Origin of the sequence: Croceitalea sp. MTPC6 (assembly GCF_036985525.1) — a bacterium.
Taxonomy (GTDB): Bacteria; Bacteroidota; Bacteroidia; order Flavobacteriales; family Flavobacteriaceae; genus Croceitalea.
The window spans coordinates 778,119-796,958 of the sequence record NZ_BTGR01000001.1 but is presented as its reverse complement, the minus strand read 5'-3'; the positions used below and the strand labels follow the sequence as shown (position 1 = coordinate 796,958).

Genomic DNA, 18,840 nt, shown 5'->3' with positions numbered 1-18,840 from the left:
AATACAAATATTATATTTTGTGAAATTAATTAAAACAATGAAGACTATATTCAAGACAAGTGCAACAAACTCCGGAGGAAGAAGCGGACATGTGAAAAGTGATGATGGTGTAATAGATTTTGGAATTCAGATGCCAGACAATAATGGTAAAGGGGATTATAAATCTACAAACCCAGAGCAATTGTTTGCAGCAGCTTATTCAACATGTTTTGCCGGGGCATTACAGGTAGTGGCTGAACAGCATAATATAAAGGATTTAGGGAATTTTAACGTTATGGCAACAATTGCGTTCAATAAAGAAGAAGATGGCTTCTTTTTAGAGGCAACATTAGATTCTTATTTGCCAACTGTTGATAAAGCAACTGGAGAAAAATTGATTAACGAGGCACATGAAATTTGTCCATACAGTAAAGCCACAAGGGATAATATTACAGTAAACCTTAATCTTTTGTTGGAAGTCTAAATGATTGATAAATAGAATATTAAAAAATCCTGCTACTTTTTAGCAGGATTTTTTTGTTTAAAAATCCTATTATTTTGCCACATCCATCTTTTTAAATCGTCCTTTAAGCAATAACTAGAATACTAAACCAAAACTGACCGTATTGCAATTAGAACTGGTAGAACAATGTAAGTTGAACGACCGTACAGCACAAATGAAGCTTTATAAGCAATATTGTGATGGTATGTTCTATGTTGCAATGCGTTTTTTAAAAAACACAGATGATGCGGAGGATGTTTTACAAGAATCATTTATAAAGGCATTCCAACGTATTCATCAATTTAAAGGTGAAGTAACTTTTGGGGCTTGGTTAAAAAGAATTGTGGTAAATGGGAGTATTGATTTTTTGAAATCAAAACACCAAAGAACCGTTGAACTTGATGAAGGATATATGCATATAGCAGAAGATGATAATTGGGAAGTGGATAATGAAGTAGCTATAGATGAGGTAAAGCAAAAGATAGAGGAACTTCCCAAAAAATATAGGTTTGTAGTACAGCTCTATTTAGTTGAGGGATATGATCACAAGGAGATTTCCGAAATATTGGATATTTCTGAGACAGCAAGCAGAACTAGGCTGTTAAGAGGAAAAAATTATTTAAAAGAATCGCTAAGAGAATTAAAATATGGCACAAGATCTTAGAAAACTGTTCGAGGAACAACGTAAAAAAGAAAGTTATCCAATGAAGGATGGGCATGAAGAACGCTTTTTTACTAGGCTGGAGGAAGAGCTTCCAGAAACGAAAAGTCTTTCATCATATTTATGGCTAAAAATAGCAGCATCGGTTATTCTTTTAGTTGGCCTTGCTAGTTATTTCTTTATGAACACTAATGATGTTATAGATCAAAAGACAACAATTGTGGAAAAAACCAATTCTGAAGAATTTAAAACTAGTATATCACTAGGAGATCTTTCTCCTGACCTAAAAAAAGTGGAAAACTATTATGTGGCGAACATTAGCTTGGAATTAGCAGGTCTTGAAGTGTCCGATGAGAACAAAGATATTGTAGATGGTTACATGGAACAACTAGCACAACTTGATGCTGAATACAAAAGATTGAATAAAGAACTGAATGAAATTGGTCCTAATGACCAAACTATTGAGGCTTTGATCCAAAACCTACAATTGCGATTGCAATTATTGAAAAAGCTAAAGGAAAAATTAAATCAATTAAAATTATCAAAAAATGAACAAGAACAGACAACTATTATTTAGTGCAGTAACCTCGGTGTTCATCACCACCGGGGCATTTGCCCAAGAAAAATCCAAAACATTCAAAGAAACCTTTAATGTTGGTGATAACACCGTGTTAAATATAAATACCAGTAACACGGATATTGAATTTGAAACTTGGAACAAAGATCAAGTAGAAATAGTAGCAACCATAGAATTGGATGGTGCTTCTAGCGAAGAGGCAGAACGTTATTTTGAAAAGGGAGGTATTGAGATAAAAGGGAATAGTAAAGAAATAGAGATTTCTACTGGTAGAGAAAATCACTTCCTTTTTAATAACTCCGTAAGTCATTGGACAGACTCTAATATTGATTTCGATTTTAATTTTGAACCACTTTTTGAAGACTTAAAGTTTCCTGAATTGGCGGAATTATCTGAATTATCAGAATTGTCGGAGCTTACAGAGTTAGCAGTTATTCCAAAAATGTCGGTAATTCCAAATCTACCTCCAATTCCCAACATTGACTTTGACTATGAAGCCTATCAAAAAGATGGTGAAAAGTATATGAAAGAATGGAAAAAACAGTTTGACAAAGGTTTTGATGAAGAGTTTAAAAAGAACTTTGAGGAATGGGGAGAAGAGTTTAAAAGACTAAATGAAGAGCGCAATAAAAGTGTTAAGGAAATGCTTGAGAAAAGAGAGGAAGAACGTAAAATAAGACGCAAAGAACTAGAAAAGGCAAAAGAAGCTAGAAATTTGCAACGAGAAGCACTGCGTTTACATAGGGATTCCTTGATAAAAAATAGAGATTTATTCTTTGCTAAAAGAGATTCTTTACGGGGTTCCTATCCTAATATTTTTTATCTCTCAAAAGATGGTAACAGTAAGCGCTACAAAGTAAAAAAAACCATCAAGATAAAGATGCCAAAATCGGTCAAATTAAAAATGAATGTGCGGCATGGCGAGGTAAAGTTAGCTGAGACTACAAAAAATATGGACGCAAGCTTACAGTACGTAAGCTTGCTTGCCTCTACTATAGACGGTAATGCAACCAATATTAGGGTATCTTACTCTCCAGTACAGGTCCAAAAATGGAATTATGGGCAATTAAAGACAGACTATTCCGATAGAGTAAACCTAAAAGAAGTTGGGGAATTAAGATTGAATTCAGTCTCTTCAAATGTGGTTATCGATAGGTTAAACAAAAGTGTATTGCTTACCAATAACTTGGGGGCAGTTCAAATTAATTCGGTATCAGATAATTTTACAGATATAGACGTGTCCCTAAAAAATGGCGAGTTTAACTGTAGAGTACCCAAAACTCCAGTATCATTTTATTTAAATGGAACAAAGTCTAGAATAACTTACCCAGCCGAGTGGACCATGGAGCGTACTAAAAACTTTGATAATGTAGTCTGCAAAGGATTCCAAGAAAATAGCAACTCTGGCAAATCTATTCGTGTAAACTCAAAATACAGCGAGGTTTCGTTGCAAAATTAATTTACAATCCCAAATTATTCCCTACCCATCGCTAACTTATAGCCTAATGAGCATCTTCCTTTAAAAAATCCCCAAAATTCTTTTTGAAACGATTTAACCTAGGTATGGAAACTGCTTTAATGTAGGAGCTGTTCGGGTTTTTTCTTTCATAATCTTGATGATAATCCTCAGCATCATAGAAAATCTCAAATTTAGTTACCTCAGTCACAATAGGTCTATCATAAGCACCTTCAGAAACTAATAGTGTTATATAATCATTTATAATCTTCTTTTCTTTATCATTTTTATAAAAGGCAATAGAGCGGTATTGTGCACCTCTATCTGGACCTTGTCTATTTAAGGAAGTTGGATCATGGGAACCAAAAAATACTTGTACAAGTTTTTGAAAAGAAATTACCTTAGGGTCATAATAGACTTTAACAGCTTCTGCATGTCTTGTTCTACCATAAGCGACTTTTTCATATGTTGGGTTCTTTTCTGGTCCACCAGAGTATCCAGAAATAACCTCTTTAACCCCTTTTACACTTTCAAAAATAGCCTCTACACACCAAAAGCATCCACTGGCAAAATATGCAGTTTCATATTCTTGTAGTTCTTGAGCTGTAAGAGCTACTTTTTCTGATATGGCTTCAGCGGTAACTTCTTTTGAAGTTTTTGATTTTGGTTGACAACTAAATGATACAAGTAAAAGAGCTATTAGAAGTGTATTTTTTGATAATTTCATGGTCAATTTTTTTCTTTAGTAGTCGCAAGATAATAACCCTTACGAATTAGTTTACTAAAAAATGTTAATACCGTTAGTCAATATTGGTGATGAATTTACCCACTATTTTAAAAAAATGTTCAAAACAAAGTATTCAAATACTTGATAAAAAAATAAGTTTAGCGAAATACTCAGCCATTGACTTATCTACAAATAATAATGATTTAAGCACAATTGAAATTACTGACCCAGAGGAATGCCAAAAATATATTGACAAGGTTTTAAAAAAGAACAATGCCAAAGTAGGTTATGGGGGTTATCTTGAAAAGCGGAACTTGTATGCTACATCAAATCGTTTTTCTGATGGTAAAAAAAGAAATGTCCATTTAGGACTGGATTTTTGGTGTAGTGCAGGTACAAAAGTTATAACGCCAATAAGTGGAATTGTGCATAGCTTCAATAATAATGCTGATAAAGGTAATTATGGGCCTACCATCATTTTAAAACATACAATCGAAGTTTTTTCATTTTATACCTTATATGGACATTTATCTTTAGAGTCACTGAATGGATTATATGTAGGCAAGAAATTTTCTAAAGGAGAAACTCTTGCCACTTTAGGTACTCCTGACATAAATGTCAACTATGCTCCACATCTTCATTTTCAACTGATAAAGGATATTGGAAATTTCGAGGGTGATTACCCTGGTGTTTGCAGTAAAGATGATTTAGATTTTTACGTAAACAATTGTCCGAACCCAAATCTCTTACTAAAGTTATATTAAGCAATCATCGACGAAATACACTCCAAATCGATGTGCTGTTCGTCAGATCAAAAACGCTTGTCGATACTTTTCAGCACTTTATCTAAGTATTGGTTTTTAGGCGAAAAATTAGTGCTCTGGACCGAGTTATAACTGTCTTGGGTTTCATGTCAGGCTACTTTTACATTGTAAAGAATAGGGAACATGAAAACAATTTTAACTCTTACCGCAATAATCTTCTTGGGAACTTTTGGAGTGGCTCAAACCTCTACTAAAGAAGTAAAGGTTGAAACTATCACTAAAAGCGTTGTTTTAAATGTAGAAATTAAACAAATAATTAAAGAAGATAATAAGGTTGCTAGATTATATATGTTTAAAAATTCTAGAATTAAAAAAGAGTTGGCATTCAAAACAAAGAGGAATCGCTCTAAACTAGCTTAATTATGATGATATTGTTAACTGGATTATTACTATTTACAAGTTCAACATTTATTTTGGGCGTTGCACTACTTAGTTATAAACTGGTTCGTAAACCTATAAGAAAGTAATATTTGAAAGTGAATTTTGTTTTTATGGGTTAGATACTGTTTGATAGTACACATTTCTTAGTGAGTTATCGATTAAATGCACTTCATATCGATGAGGTGTTTTTGGGGTTGCAAACGTTTGTCGAGGATAAAACACACTTTATCCCAATAAATGTTTTATAGCGAAAATTTTGTGCCGTAGAGCGACCAAAATCTTCTTCCGCTTTCATGTTGGGGTAAATTTACATCGTAATAAAAACCCAAATCATGAAAGCAGTTTTAACTTTAATCTTTATCATCTTCCTAGGGACAGCAGCAATGGCTCAGTCTACTGCTGAGGAAGTAAAGGTTGAAACTAAAACCGCTACTGTTGAGTTGAACATAAAAATTGAAAAGTCTAACAAACTTGAAAAAGAGGTAGCTAGACTATATCTGTTCAAAAATCTTAGGATTATAAAGGAATTAAAATTTAAGACTAAGAGAAACAGCTCTAAATTAGCCTAATATGTTAGTATCAGTAATCTTTTTACCAATTATCTTAAGTATTGTTACTCCAGTTTTAACCAAAACCAGATTGAAGACGGTTACAATATCTTCTGAGTAACGCATAATTTTAGCACCCGAGCGATGCTTCTCAAACTATGTATTGATGATTTTCGGCATTAGAAAGACGTTGAAATACTTCTTAGTTCGTTAAAGTGTACCCCATGTTTGGGCATGTTGTCGGCTAATTAAGTCATTTTATCGGACAATTTCACGTAGAACTAAAAATCGATGCTTTTCAACGAATGAAACCATATTTAGGTAGTTGTGCTGCGTTCTAATAACAACAAAGCCCAATATCATGAAAACAATCTTAACCTTAACATTTGTACTTTTCTTCGGAGCAACTGCATTAGCTCAAAATGTAAAGACGGATACTAAAGTAACTACTATTGAAATGGGAGTTGTATTATCAACTGAAATTAAAGTTGAAGACAAAAAAGAGATCACAAAAGAGAATACACTAGCTAGAGTATATAAATTCAAAAATACTAGAGTAAAGAAAGCCTTGGTTTTTGAAACTAAAAGCGAAGCAAAAATTGCTTAATACATCTTAATCTTTTACGCCTGGTTGCTTAATAGTATAATTTAACTTTTGTTTTTCCTGCTCTACCATGGTCTTTACATCTTCCAGAAGGGCCTTTGAATTATAAATAATACCATCTTTAATAGTATATTTTACTCCGCCAACCCTTACTACTTCATTATCCTCTGTTAATTTAACCGCACCAGTACCGTAAAGTACTTTTAGATTTTTAAGTGGATTTTCTTCAATAATAGCAAAGTCTGCCAATTTGCCGACAGCTACCGTACCAATCTTATCTGATATTCCCAAAGCTTCAGCACCATTGAGTGTAGCGGAACGAACGACCTCTAAAGGGTGAAAACCAGCTTCTCTAAGCAACTCTAATTCTCTTACATAAGCAAATCCATATAATTGAAATATAAAGCCAGAATCAGAACCAGTAGTTACTCGCCCTCCACGATTTTTATATTCATTGATGAATGTCATCCATAGTTTGTAGTTTTCTCGCCAAGCTACTTCCTGCTCTGTACCCCAATCATGCCAATATGAACCGTGGCTTATTTTACTAGGTTGATAAAATTCCCATAGAGAAGGTAAAGTATAATCTTCATGCCACTCTGCACGTCTGGCTCTTTGCAAATCCCTACTGGCCTCATATATGTTAAGAGTTGGGTCTAGAGTAAAATCCAAGCTTATTAATTCGTTCATAACATTATTCCAATGTTCAGAATAGGGTTTGGCAGCTTGTTTCCATAATTTTCCTGCTTCCTCAAAGCGATTTTGTTCATTTTGGTAATTATAATCCAGAGGATAGTTCTGTACAGTTCTATTTTCAAAAAGTGCTTCTGGAAGCCCATACCAGTGCTCCATACTTGTTAAACCTGCTCTAGCTGAATTAAGAACATTCCATCTTGCAACATCCAACTGTGCATGATGGCATGCTGAACGAAGTCCTAGTTTTTTGTTCTCATCTAATGCGGCAGCCATAATTTCTGGTGGAGCTCCAAAGAATTTAATGCCATCTGCGCCACGTTCTGCATTTGCCCTAACCCACTTCCGTGCTTGTTCGGGAGTGGAAATTGGAGCATCATTCAGTGGATTAAAATCCTTGGTTTGCTGCCCAAAACCAGTGTAAGCAAATATTCTTGGAGCAATTATTTGATTCTTTTCACTTTTTCTTTTTAAATCCAAGGTCCAATCGATACTACGTCCGCTTGGTTCCCTTATAGTGGTGATACCATGCGCCATCCATAGCTTAAAGACATAATCGTAATCAGCACCTTGTGCGATTCCGCCTATATGACCATGCATATCAACAAAACCCGGCAGCAAATACATGCCAGAACAGTCCAATTCCTTCCCTCCTTCTTTTAATTTTGGTCTTTTGGAATCATCTATGTCAACACCGGGATAACCTACCACTTGAATTTTTACAATCTTATTGTTTTCAACAACAATATCTATCGGGCCCCTTGGAGGAGCTCCATTCCCATTTATCAATGTAACACCACGTATTATCAATTGATTAAAGGGTCCTTCTTGTAATTTTTCTTGGGAAAAGGATACTATTCCATACAATAGAAACAGTGCAAAAAGTAATTTTTTCATCTATTTAAAAATTTTGTTTGCGCTCATTTCGCAGTTGATTATTCTGGAACTCTAATTTTATCACCTAAAAAGAGTGCATTTAGAAACAATCTATTGGTGCCGTACCAAGAACCTCTAAAATTAGGATTGTCTGCAAATAATACCACTCTACCTGAGCCTACTTTACTTACCAATAAGGATGCTGAAGGCTTTAAAAATTCTTCTTTGTTCTTTTCAGTTATAAACCCATCTATATGTGAGTTTTTAGCATATTTTGCAACCGTAGCATACTCGTTCTTGCTAGGTGATAACCAGATAGAATTATTTTTGTAAACGGGAATTTGAGAATCGCGATACCCAAATGCAAGGGGATGGGTAACGTCTAAATCGACTCTAAAAATAGCTCCTCCAACACTTTCTTTGCCTAAATTTTCTGGAGCATCCACATATGGTTTTCTATCTACTATGGCAGTGGAATCCTTATCAACAGATTTAATTAATTTTTCTTTTACCAGGTTTTTATCAATTGCCCATTTAGAGGCCGAGCCTATAGTTATCAAGGTATTTCCTTTACTTATCCAATCTTTAATTCTATTTTGTTGCTTAATGGTCAAGTTATATCTTCCAGAGACCATGACAAAAGTGTTGTATTTGTCAAAATCGATACGATTAAAATTACGCACTGGAATTTTTGTGATGGGCATATGTACACGAGTGTCCAATAGATGCCAAACTTCACCAGCTTCATAGGAACGCACTCCATTACCTATTAACATAGCTGCTTTTGGTTTGGTAATGGGAGAAACATACCTGCTGCCTAAATCTATTCCTTTTAAACTATAACCAGTAGCAACCGCATAAGTTGGTATTTCGTATTTCTTTTGCGCTCTTTGAATCAAAGCATAAATTTCGTTTGAATCTTTTTTCTGAAGACTAACAGGAACAACCAACGCACCGTAATTAAATGAAACTGTCCCATTAGTGGTCTTTACTGTAAATGGTTTAAATGCAGATGAGACTTTAACACCGTTGGTTTGAAGGTGGTTTAGTACGGCAGTAGCATTGTAATCATCATAATCAATAATATATGCGTAGTCTGATTTTTGAACTGTATTTAATTTGACTAGGCCCTTGGTTGTGGTAATTTTAGTTCCTAAATTTAGATTTGTTACCGGTTTATATTTCATGTTATAGAAGTTGGCTACAGACCATGCAGAAGCATCATAGTAAACACTGTCTTGATATTTACTGTAAGTCTCAAACATAGTTTGCACCATTCTGTATTGCGGTTGTTTAGTGGGTACTATATAACTATCTCCAGATTCATACACATCTATTTTATGCAACAAAAGCTTATCTATAAAGGCTTTCACTCTGTTTTTATCATAATCATCTTTAAAAGAATATCCCCTTATTTTTGATTTTGTAGAATTACTCAAAGCACTCTTAAAGAATTTTTGTTGATACTCTCTTAGGTAAGCTTTATTTTCTACTGCAGCTTTTACAGTAGTGATGCTTGAGATATATTGGTTTCTGATGGTGAAAGGAAATGTAATCTCTCCAAACGCCGTTGTTTGCTTATGCCCTCTAGAGCTAGCCTGTTCAAAAAGAAGCCCTAAACCACCTTGTAAATCTGGATAGGAAGAACCATATCCGGGATATGTGCCATCAAACACTTCTTTTGTAAAATAAAAAGAGCCGATACTATCCAGTGCTTTTGAAAAATAATCGCCAAAAAGATTATTCAAATCTTCATAGTTTTCCTTTGGCATAATAGGGTTTAGAGAACCGTTGGTTTTCATGGGTTCAAAAAAATACGAGCTTTGAGTACCCATTTCATGAAAATCAGTCACAACGTTAGGATACCATTCGTGGTACCAAGTTAATTTTCCTCTACTTTCTGGATTTATACCCAACAACCAATCACGGTTTAAGTCAAACCAATAATGATTGGTCCGTCCCATGGGCCAGTACTCATTATGTTCAGCATCTTGAGGATCGGCAACCAGAGGATTGCCTTGGTACATATTTGCCCATTGTGTATGTCTATCACGACCATCAGGATTTATGGTTGGATCTATAAAAATGACTGAATTCTTTAAATAGTTAAGAATCTCTGGATTTTCGGATGCAACCAAAGTATAAGTGGTTAATAATGCAGCTTCTGAACTTGAAGGCTCATTACCATGAACATTATAACCTAGATTAATGAATATTGGTACATCATTATAATTTGTAGGCGATTTTGAAGGGTCTGTAAAAGCTAGATGTTGTTCTTTGAGAGTGTCAAGATTTCTACTGTTCTCTGGAGTCGAAACCGTTAGGATAACCAGCTTTCTACCTTCATGGGTTTTTCCGTATTCGTAAATACTGGCTCGATCAGAAATTTCTGCTAGCTTGGTCAGGTAATTTACTATTAAATCGTGCCTTGTGTGATGTTCTCCAATGCCATAACCTAAAAAGGCTTCGGGGGTTGGAATATCTTTATTAAAGGGATGGAATTTTTCGAAAAAGTAATCTTGAGCTGAAATTGTACCACTAAAACATAGTGCTACAAGAAGAAGTTTCTTGAACATTTGGTTGGTCCCATTTTTAGTTATCCTTTAAAGATAAAAAAACAAAACCAGTTAGTCCACGGAATTAAACTCTTCTATAATTTCTTCAAAAACGATACGGTAATAAGTGCCTTTTGAGACAGAATCACGCTCAATGGTACCCCTAAGTTGGCGGGATAAATTGTGAATGAGCTTCAAACCAAGAGATTTAGAGTTTTCAGGGTTTACATTCTCTGGAAAACCTACTCCATTATCACCAAGATACAATTCGTACTTATTTCCACTGGTTTCATTTAACTTAACAAGTATCTCTCCTTTGGCATCTTCAGTAATACCATATTTTAAGGCATTTGTGACCGTCTCGTTTATAATAAGACCTAGAGGAATAACGGTATCTATACTCAACTTGATATCTGCAATATCTAGTTTTAAGCCTATATTGTTACTGTTGCCTTTGATAGAGCGAATCAAGTATTCACATAATTCTTCAACATAAGGCTTTAGTTCTATTTTCGAAAGGTAATCATCTCTTTTGTAGAGCATTTCATGTACCATTGCCATTGAAACCACCCTATTTTGACTACTCTTAATGATACTGCTAATTTTTTGGTCTTCGATGGACCTAGATTGAAGACTTAAAAGACTAGAGACCGTTTGAAGGTTATTTTTGACTCTATGGTGTACCTCCTTTAATAAGGTTTCTTTTTCTTCAATACGAGCTTGAACTTCTCTTCTCGATTTGTATAGTTTATGGTGCGCCTTAAGCAGGTTACGTCCAAAAACTCCACCCAACAGATAAACAGCAAATAGGATACTCAGAAAGGCGAACCAATCTTTGGCCCACTCAGGAATTGTATCGTGTGTATGGTTAAGACCACTTACATCGTGCAAAAAAATAAGTGCTACTAAAAGTAAGTTTATAATGAGGTATATTTTGCCATAGACTTTTGTGGTCACATAGCCTGCAAAAACAACAATTGCCAAAACAAAAATGAACGGACTTCTAATCCCACCACTAAATAAGGTGATGATTATACTACACACCATGGCCAAAATAGAAGTGATGTTGTAGGTAAGTGTGAGGCTGTTATGTGTTTTGAGTAAAAGGGTATTAATAAGGTTGAGAACGGCAAACGCAAAAAATGAATATGGAACTACACCTCTTACATCTAGCAAGATGTAACAGATAAGCCCAAAAACTAAGGAAAAAAGGCAAGCGAAGTAATTTACTTTCAAAACCAACTGGGTCTTGTCTTGCAATCGATAACTGTCCTTAGTTGGAATGTTCATGCTAAATTGGTTATTTTCATTAGGTTCAAAAAAGAACCATAACTATAGGTTTGGGGGTATATTGGTAATGTAAATCTAAATATGTTTTACTACATAATCAAAAACGACAACCTAAATTTGGTTGCCGTAATTTAACATTCTTTCTAATTTGAGGCTACTTAATCTTCAATTAAGACCCATTCCCCTTTATCAATCAGGGGCTCTGCCTGTTTGTACTTTACTGTTTTGCTTTCACCAGACATAACATTTTTAATCGTAACACGCTCGTTTCTGCCAATTTTTGGTCTTTCCCGGACAATAGTTTCAGTTTTTTGAGGTCTTTGGCCTTGATTTTGACCTGCAGCCCGATTTTGAGCGGCCAACTCATCGCTATTGGGAATTTCTTCTTTTGAAATCTGTAATTTTTCTTTAGGTCTTCTTACGTTTCTAGCTTCTTGAATTTGATTGGTGTTTTCAGTGGGCAGTTCTCCTTTAAATAGAAAAGAGATTACTTCTTTATTCACCTTATCAATCATATTTTTAAAAAGCTCGAAAGCTTCAAACTTGTATATGAGCAATGGGTCTTTCTGTTCATGTACTGCCAACTGCACGGATTGCTTTAACTCGTCCATTTTACGCAAATGGGTTTTCCAAGAGTCATCTATTATGGCAAGTGTAATATTCTTTTCAAAGTCTGTTACCAACTGCTTCCCATTACTTTCGTAAGCATCTTTTAGGTTGGTAACAACATTTAGAGATTTGATACCATCCGTGAATGGTACAACGATTCTTTCAAATTTATTGGTTTGATCTTCATATACTTTTTTGATGACTTGGAAGGCAGTCGTAGCGCTACGCTCCATCTTTTGTTTATAATGCTCATAAGCTTCTTTATAAACCCTATTTGCAATTTCTTGGAAGCCCATGCTACCAAACTCCCCCTCTGATACTGGTGAAGTGATAGAAAAATATTTGATGAGTTCAAACTCAAAATTCTTGAAATCGTCCGCCATTTTATTGGTTTCAGAGATAACCTCACAAGTATCGTAAACCATATTTGCGATATCTACTTTAAGGCGTTCCCCTTGCAAGGCGTGGCGTCTTCTTTTGTAGACCACTTCACGTTGGGCATTCATCACATCATCATATTCCAATAAACGCTTACGAATACCAAAGTTGTTTTCCTCTACTTTCTTTTGTGCCCGCTCAATGGATTTGGTCATCATGGAATGTTGTATTACCTCACCTTCTTCTAGCCCCATTCTATCCATCATCTTAGCAACTCTATCCGAACCGAACAAACGCATTAAGTTGTCTTCTAAGGAAACATAGAATTGTGAGCTTCCAGGGTCTCCTTGACGCCCAGAACGACCACGTAACTGTCTATCCACACGCCTAGAATCATGTCTTTCTGTACCAACAATTGCTAAACCACCTGCGGCTTTAACCTCGGGAGAAAGCTTAATATCTGTACCACGACCTGCCATATTGGTTGCAATGGTAACAATACCTCCTTGACCAGCTTCCGCAACGACATCTGCTTCTTTTTTATGAAGTTTCGCATTTAATACATTATGGGGAATCTTACGAACACTCAATAATTTAGAGAGCAGTTCGGAGATTTCTACTGATGTTGTGCCTATCAATACAGGTCTTCCAGCTTTAGATAGTTCTGTTACTTCATCGATAATAGCGTTATATTTTTCACGCTTAGTCTTATAAATTAAATCGTTTCTATCGTCACGGGCAATAGGACGATTTGTTGGGATTTCTACTACGTCCAATTTATAGATTTCCCAGAATTCACCAGCTTCGGTTACAGCAGTACCTGTCATACCCGAAAGCTTGTTGTACATTCTAAAGTAGTTTTGGAGTGTTACCGTAGCAAAAGTTTGGGTCAATGCCTCAATTTTTACATTTTCCTTAGCTTCGATTGCTTGGTGCAGTCCGTCAGAATAGCGACGACCATCCATTATACGTCCTGTTTGCTCATCAACAATCATTACCTTATTGTCCATAACCACGTATTCCACATCTTTTTCAAACAGGGTATAAGCCTTTAACAGTTGGCTCATGGTATGTATACGCTCACTTTTTACAGCAAACTCCTTAAAAAGCTCTTCTTTTAGTTCGGCCTCTTTTTCAATTTCTAAATCTTGGTTTTCAATTTTTGCAATCTCACCACCAATATCTGGCATAACAAAGAATTCTTTGTCCATATCGCCTGAAATATAATCGATACCCTTATCGGTAAGTTCAATTTGGTTGTTCTTTTCTTCAATAGTGAACAACAGGTCTTCATCAACCTTGGGCATTTCACGGTTGTTATCCTGCATGTAGAAATTCTCAGTTTTCTGCAGCAACTGTTTTACGCCTTCTTCACTCAAAAACTTGATAAGTGCTTTGTTTTTTGGTAGCCCCCGATGTACTCGTAACAATAAAAAACCTCCTTCTTTGGTGTCACCAGCTGCAATTAATTTTTTGGCTTCGGCTAGAACTCCAGTTAAATGTTGACGTTGTCTCTGGACAATGTCAGCAACTTTTGGTTTTAGTTCGTTAAACTCATGTCTATCGCCTTCAGGAACTGGGCCAGAAATAATCAATGGAGTACGGGCATCATCTATCAAAACTGAATCTACCTCATCCACAATGGCGTAGTGATGTGGTCTTTGTACCAAATCTCCTGGTGTATGCGCCATATTATCCCTTAGGTAATCAAAACCAAACTCGTTATTTGTACCGTAAGTGATATCCGCATTATATGCTTTTCTTCTTCCATCAGAGTTTGGCTGATGCTTATCTATACAATCGATAGTTAGTCCGTGGAATTGAAAAATTGGTGCCATCCAAGCACTATCACGTTTTGCCAAGTAATCGTTTACAGTTACCAAGTGAGCACCTTTACCTGAAAGTGCATTTAAATATAAAGGTAGTGTGGCAACTAAGGTTTTACCCTCACCTGTTTGCATCTCTGCAATTTTACCTTGATGTAGTGCAATACCTCCAATAAGTTGTACATCATAATGAATCATGTCCCAAGTGACTTCTTTGCCAGCTGCATCCCAAGAGTTTTTCCAAATTGCATTATCGCCTTCTAAAGTCACATAATCTGCCTCGCCAGAAAGAGATCTATCATATTCACTGGCAGTGACAGTAAGTGTATCATTACTGGCGAAACGTTTTGCGGTTTCTTTTACAACGGCAAATGCTTCGGGGAGAATTTCATTTAGTGTGTCCTCAGAAATTTTATAGGCATCTTCATTAAGTTTATCAATCTCCGCATAAATGTCTTCGTTTCTATCAATATCTGTAGATGCGTCTACCTCTTCTTTTAACTTCGTAATTTTATCATTTATGTCTTTGCAATTTTCTTGAATCCTTGCTTTGAAAGAAATTGTTTTTTGACGAAGTTCATCATTACTTATAGCTTCTAATTCTTGCTCAAATGATTTTATCTTTTTGACCAAGGGCTGCATAGATTTTACATCTTTCTCCGATTTATCTCCTACAAAAACCTTTAATACAGAATTTAAAATACTCATTAGGTGATTTTTTTGTTTAATTGAGCAAAAGCTATTCCATAGTTTGGAACGGCTAAAACTTAATAGTAAGGCTGCCAAAATTACATAAAAAAAGCCTCAAAATGAGGCTTTTCTATAGGGTTTTGTTTGTTTTGAAATTAATACTCATCCTCATTCCAGAGGTAGTCTTCCTCGGTGGGATAGTCGGGCCAAATTTCCTCTATGGACTCATAAATTTCACCACCTTCTTCCTCCATGGATTGTAAGTTTTCTACAACTTCCAATGGAGCTCCAGTTCTAATGGCATAATCTATTAATTCGTCTTTGGTGGCTGGCCAAGGCGCATCACTTAAATATGAAGCTAATTCTAATGTCCAGTACATAGTAATGGTTTGATTTTAAATTTTTTGCAAAAATAATTTTTAAACCCAAATAGCCAAGCAATTTTCTATTTATTTAAAAAAATATTTTCAATTCGTTATTCTGTAACGCAGAAAAAAGCTTTTTATTAGTCCAATTTTTCAGGGACCCACTTGACTTCTTTGACTTTTAAATCTTTTGACAACTTTCGTGCCAATACGAAAAGGTAGTCCGAAAGCCTATTTATATAGGAAAGTACGGTATCTGATACAGGCTCGTTTTCGTTCAAATACGATATCATTCGCTCGGCGCGCCTACAAGTGGTACGTGCTACATGACAGTATGACACTGTAGTATGACCGCCAGGAAGTATAAAATGAGTCATTTCAGGGAGTTCTTCATTCATTTTATCAATTTCACTCTCCAAAAGCTCAATGTCCTTGATAGCAATTCTCGGTATTTTTAAACGATTGTCTTTTTTTGGTTCTGTGGCCAATATTGCTCCTAAGGTGAAGAGCTTATCTTGAATCGTGGCCAAGACCTCTTTTGAATTTGAATCCATTTCTTGGTCTCTTAATAAACCTAAAAAAGAATTTAATTCGTCTAGGGTGCCATAACTTTCTATGCGAATATGGTGCTTTGGTACTCTAGTGCCTGTAAAAAGGGATGTAGTGGCCTTATCGCCGGTTTTGGTGTAAATTTTCATGTCTTTCAAAAGTCAATTAGCAGTTGTAAATAATCAGCGCTATTTTTTATTGTCGTGTTTTCTCTTTCCATCCATAAATTTTCGAGACTTTCGTTCTCGCTTGCTCCGCCTATTTTTGGCCAGAATCGCCAAATATATAATAGCTAAAACTCCCAGAATATAATAGATTAAATTCCCTTCCATTAAAGAATACTTTGTCTTAAAATTACTGCATTATATCCGGATGGTGAAATGTTGCTTTTGTTGTTCTTTTCGAATAAATAATGCCCCACAATAAAACATATCTATACTGACCGTAACTTTTTCTGATTTAATGAGATTGCACCAATTGGAGTATTCCAGTGGACTACCATGAATGTTCTTGACAAGAATTAGACTGCTATTGTGTAGTTGATATTCTGAGAAAAAAGAAGATGATTTTATTTTTTTGGCACTATTGTAAAGTATTAAGTCTGTCTTAGTAGGATTTGATGTTAGGTTTGGAAAGTTTTCTAACATAGCTTCTTTGTATAAAGAATTATCATCTATAACTACATTTTTAAACTGAAAGTAAGCTATGCTTTTAAGTAATATATCAAGGGTTTTATCTGTTGATTTTCTTGGTTTTTTGTAAAGACAATTTGTTAGATACTTAAAAATAAAAGGGGAGTGTATACCATGTTCATTAGTGGATTTCAATAGGAATTTGAAATATGATTTTAGTCTAAAAAACATACTTTAATTCTCTGCAATTGAACCCAATTCAAACCAACGTTCTGTTTTTTCTTCAATCTTGGCATCCAACTCACCAAGTTCAATAGAAAGGGTGTTGATTTCTTCACCAGAAAGATCTTCCTCAGTAAATTTTCTTTGAATTTTAACCTTTTGTTCTTCTAATTTCTGGATTTCTTTTTCAAGTTTGTTATACTCTTTTTGTTCATTATAGGATAGTTTGTTTGAAGTTTCTTTTTCTTTCCAGTTGGTCTTCTCTACTTTTTCTGTATTGGCTTTTTCCTCTCTTTCTTCAAGTATCTTACTATTTTCATAAGTTCTATAATCTGAATAATTACCCGGAAAATTTTCTATAACACCATCGCCTTTAAATATAAAAAGATGGTCCACAATCTTGTCCATAAAATACCTGTCGTGAGAGACCACAATAAGGCATCCAGGGAAATCCAATAGAAAGCTTTCTAGAACATTAAGTGTAACAATGTCCAGATCATTAGTTGGCTCATCCAAGATTAGAAAATTTGGGTTCTGAATAAGCACTGTGCATAAATACAATCGTTTACGTTCACCACCACTCAGTTTTTCCACAAAATCATACTGTTTTTTTCTGTCGAATAGGAAACGTTCTAAAAGTTGTTGTGCAGAGATTTGTCGTCCTTTTTTCAATGGAATAAAATCACCAAATTCCTTAATCACTTCAATGACTTTTTGTCCTTCCTTTGGCTGAATTCCCTTTTGGGTATAGTAGCCAAACTTTATGGTATCCCCAATAACAATTTTCCCTGAATCTATAGATTCACCACCAGTTAAAACATTTAGAAAGGTTGATTTGCCTGTTCCATTTTTCCCTATGATGCCAATACGTTCTCCTTTGGTAAAACTATAATCGAACTTGTGGAGCATTGTTTTATCTCCATAGGCTTTTGAGATATTATGGAGTTCTACAATTTTACTTCCCAATCGCTCCATATTAAGTTCTAATTGGACTTCATGGTCAGTTCTACGTTTATTGGCCCTTGCTTTTATCTCATGAAAACCATCAATTCTTGACTTTGATTTTGTGGTACGGGCTTTAGGTTGGCGGCGCATCCAATCCAATTCTTTTTTGAACAAGATTTTGTTTTTATGCTGCTCAACAGCCTCACGTTCCAATCTCGCATCCCTTTTCTCTAAATAGTAGGAATAGTTTCCTTTATAGCTGTAAAGTTGATTGTTGTCCAATTCTATAATTTCATTGCACACCCGTTCCAAAAAATAACGATCATGTGTAACCATAAAAAGGGTAATGCTTTCTCTTTTAAAAAATTCTTCCAACCATTCAATCATTTCCAAATCCAAGTGGTTGGTAGGTTCGTCTAAAATCAACAAATCTGGTTTGTTGATTAAAGCATTGGCAAGTGCCAAACGTTTTTTTTGCCCTCCTGATAATACACCAACTTTTGAATTTAATTCGGTCAGATTTAGTTTAAAGAGTATCTGTTTGTATTGTGTTTCAAAATCCCAAGCATTTAGACGTTCCATTGCTTCAAAAGCATTTTGATAGGCATCTTGATCATTTGGATTTTGAACTGCTTTTTCATACTTAGAAATTACTCCAAGAACTTCATTTCCAGAATCAAAAATAGTTTCTTCAACCGTCAATTTTGGATTTAAATCCGGCTCCTGTTCTAGAAAAGAAATTTTAATCCCTTTTCTTGAGGTAATTTGACCAGTTTCAGTTGTGTCTTTCCTTGAAATTATGTTTAAAATAGATGTTTTTCCACTCCCATTTTTGGCAATCAAAGCAATTTTTTGTCCCTTATTGATTCCGAAGGATATATCAGAAAATAATACCAACTCACCATATGATTTTGAAATATTTTCTACAGTAAGTAGGTTCATAAAAGGTTA

17 protein-coding genes are annotated in these 18,840 nt (G+C 35.1%); 8 read left to right on the top strand and 9 right to left on the bottom strand.

The genetic code is table 11. The annotated features are described in order from the left end of the window. Positions 1-37: 37 nt before the first annotated feature. The 4 genes from AACP56_RS03715 (at position 38) to AACP56_RS03700 (ending at position 3,178) form a co-directional block, all read left to right on the top strand. Complete coding sequence (locus AACP56_RS03715; protein WP_339333295.1) at positions 38-463, top strand: organic hydroperoxide resistance protein; 426 nt, start codon at positions 38-40, stop codon at positions 461-463. A 142-nt stretch (positions 464-605) separates the two neighbouring features. Then, positions 606-1,145 (top strand): RNA polymerase sigma factor, encoded by a 540-nt coding sequence (locus AACP56_RS03710; RefSeq protein WP_339333297.1) that lies wholly within the window; start codon positions 606-608, stop codon positions 1,143-1,145. Then, positions 1,129-1,719 (top strand): hypothetical protein, encoded by a 591-nt coding sequence (locus AACP56_RS03705; RefSeq protein WP_339333299.1) that lies wholly within the window; start codon positions 1,129-1,131, stop codon positions 1,717-1,719. The genes AACP56_RS03710 and AACP56_RS03705 overlap by 17 nt, the downstream gene beginning before the upstream one ends. Beyond that, positions 1,691-3,178 carry a hypothetical protein gene (locus AACP56_RS03700; protein ID WP_339333301.1) on the top strand — a complete coding sequence of 496 codons (1,488 nt, stop codon included), beginning with the start codon at positions 1,691-1,693 and terminating at the stop codon, positions 3,176-3,178. Before AACP56_RS03705 ends, AACP56_RS03700 begins: the two co-directional genes overlap by 29 nt. A 43-nt stretch (positions 3,179-3,221) precedes the next feature. On the opposite strand, the gene msrA is transcribed toward AACP56_RS03700, so the two are convergent. Then, positions 3,222-3,902, bottom strand: a complete 681-nt coding sequence (gene msrA / locus AACP56_RS03695; RefSeq protein WP_339333303.1) for a peptide-methionine (S)-S-oxide reductase MsrA — start codon at positions 3,900-3,902, stop codon at positions 3,222-3,224. 89 nt (positions 3,903-3,991) lie between these two features. Here msrA and AACP56_RS03690 point away from each other — a divergent pair, with 89 nt between their 5' ends. The 4 genes from AACP56_RS03690 (at position 3,992) to AACP56_RS03675 (ending at position 6,262) form a co-directional block, all read left to right on the top strand. Next, positions 3,992-4,666 (top strand): peptidoglycan DD-metalloendopeptidase family protein, encoded by a 675-nt coding sequence (locus AACP56_RS03690; protein ID WP_339333305.1) that lies wholly within the window; start codon positions 3,992-3,994, stop codon positions 4,664-4,666. Positions 4,667-4,849: 183 nt separating this feature from the next. Then, positions 4,850-5,086, top strand: coding sequence for a hypothetical protein (locus tag AACP56_RS03685; RefSeq protein ID WP_339333307.1), 237 nt, complete (start codon positions 4,850-4,852; stop codon positions 5,084-5,086). A 353-nt stretch (positions 5,087-5,439) separates the two neighbouring features. Beyond that, entirely contained in the window at positions 5,440-5,676 is a 237-nt protein-coding gene (locus tag AACP56_RS03680) for a hypothetical protein (RefSeq protein ID WP_339333309.1), read from the top strand. Positions 5,677-6,016: 340 nt separating this feature from the next. Beyond that, complete coding sequence (locus AACP56_RS03675) at positions 6,017-6,262, top strand: hypothetical protein (protein ID WP_339333311.1); 246 nt, start codon at positions 6,017-6,019, stop codon at positions 6,260-6,262. Between the two features lie 6 nt (positions 6,263-6,268). Here the strand turns inward: AACP56_RS03675 and AACP56_RS03670 are convergent, their stop codons facing one another. The 8 genes from AACP56_RS03670 to AACP56_RS03635 form a co-directional block, all read right to left on the bottom strand. Further along, positions 6,269-7,849, bottom strand: coding sequence for an amidohydrolase family protein (locus AACP56_RS03670; RefSeq protein WP_339333313.1), 1,581 nt, complete (start codon positions 7,847-7,849; stop codon positions 6,269-6,271). 38 nt (positions 7,850-7,887) lie between these two features. Continuing rightward, complete coding sequence (locus AACP56_RS03665) at positions 7,888-10,404, bottom strand: M14 metallopeptidase family protein (protein ID WP_339333315.1); 2,517 nt, start codon at positions 10,402-10,404, stop codon at positions 7,888-7,890. A gap of 51 nt (positions 10,405-10,455) precedes the next feature. Continuing rightward, complete coding sequence (locus AACP56_RS03660; RefSeq protein ID WP_339333317.1) at positions 10,456-11,673, bottom strand: sensor histidine kinase; 1,218 nt, start codon at positions 11,671-11,673, stop codon at positions 10,456-10,458. A gap of 158 nt (positions 11,674-11,831) precedes the next feature. Next, positions 11,832-15,194: a preprotein translocase subunit SecA gene (gene secA / locus AACP56_RS03655; RefSeq protein ID WP_339333319.1), complete on the bottom strand. Its 3,363-nt coding sequence runs from the start codon at positions 15,192-15,194 to the stop codon at positions 11,832-11,834. A 137-nt stretch (positions 15,195-15,331) separates the two neighbouring features. Then, a complete protein-coding gene (locus AACP56_RS03650) occupies positions 15,332-15,556 on the bottom strand; it encodes a DUF2795 domain-containing protein (RefSeq protein WP_013551418.1) in 225 nt (74 codons plus the stop codon). A 125-nt stretch (positions 15,557-15,681) separates the two neighbouring features. Further along, positions 15,682-16,239: a cob(I)yrinic acid a,c-diamide adenosyltransferase gene (locus AACP56_RS03645; RefSeq protein WP_339333321.1), complete on the bottom strand. Its 558-nt coding sequence runs from the start codon at positions 16,237-16,239 to the stop codon at positions 15,682-15,684. Positions 16,240-16,452: 213 nt separating this feature from the next. Continuing rightward, positions 16,453-16,953 carry a hypothetical protein gene (locus tag AACP56_RS03640; protein ID WP_339339830.1) on the bottom strand — a complete coding sequence of 167 codons (501 nt, stop codon included), beginning with the start codon at positions 16,951-16,953 and terminating at the stop codon, positions 16,453-16,455. A gap of 3 nt (positions 16,954-16,956) precedes the next feature. After that, complete coding sequence (locus AACP56_RS03635; RefSeq protein ID WP_339333325.1) at positions 16,957-18,831, bottom strand: ABC-F family ATP-binding cassette domain-containing protein; 1,875 nt, start codon at positions 18,829-18,831, stop codon at positions 16,957-16,959. Between the last annotated feature and the right edge of the window lie 9 nt (positions 18,832-18,840).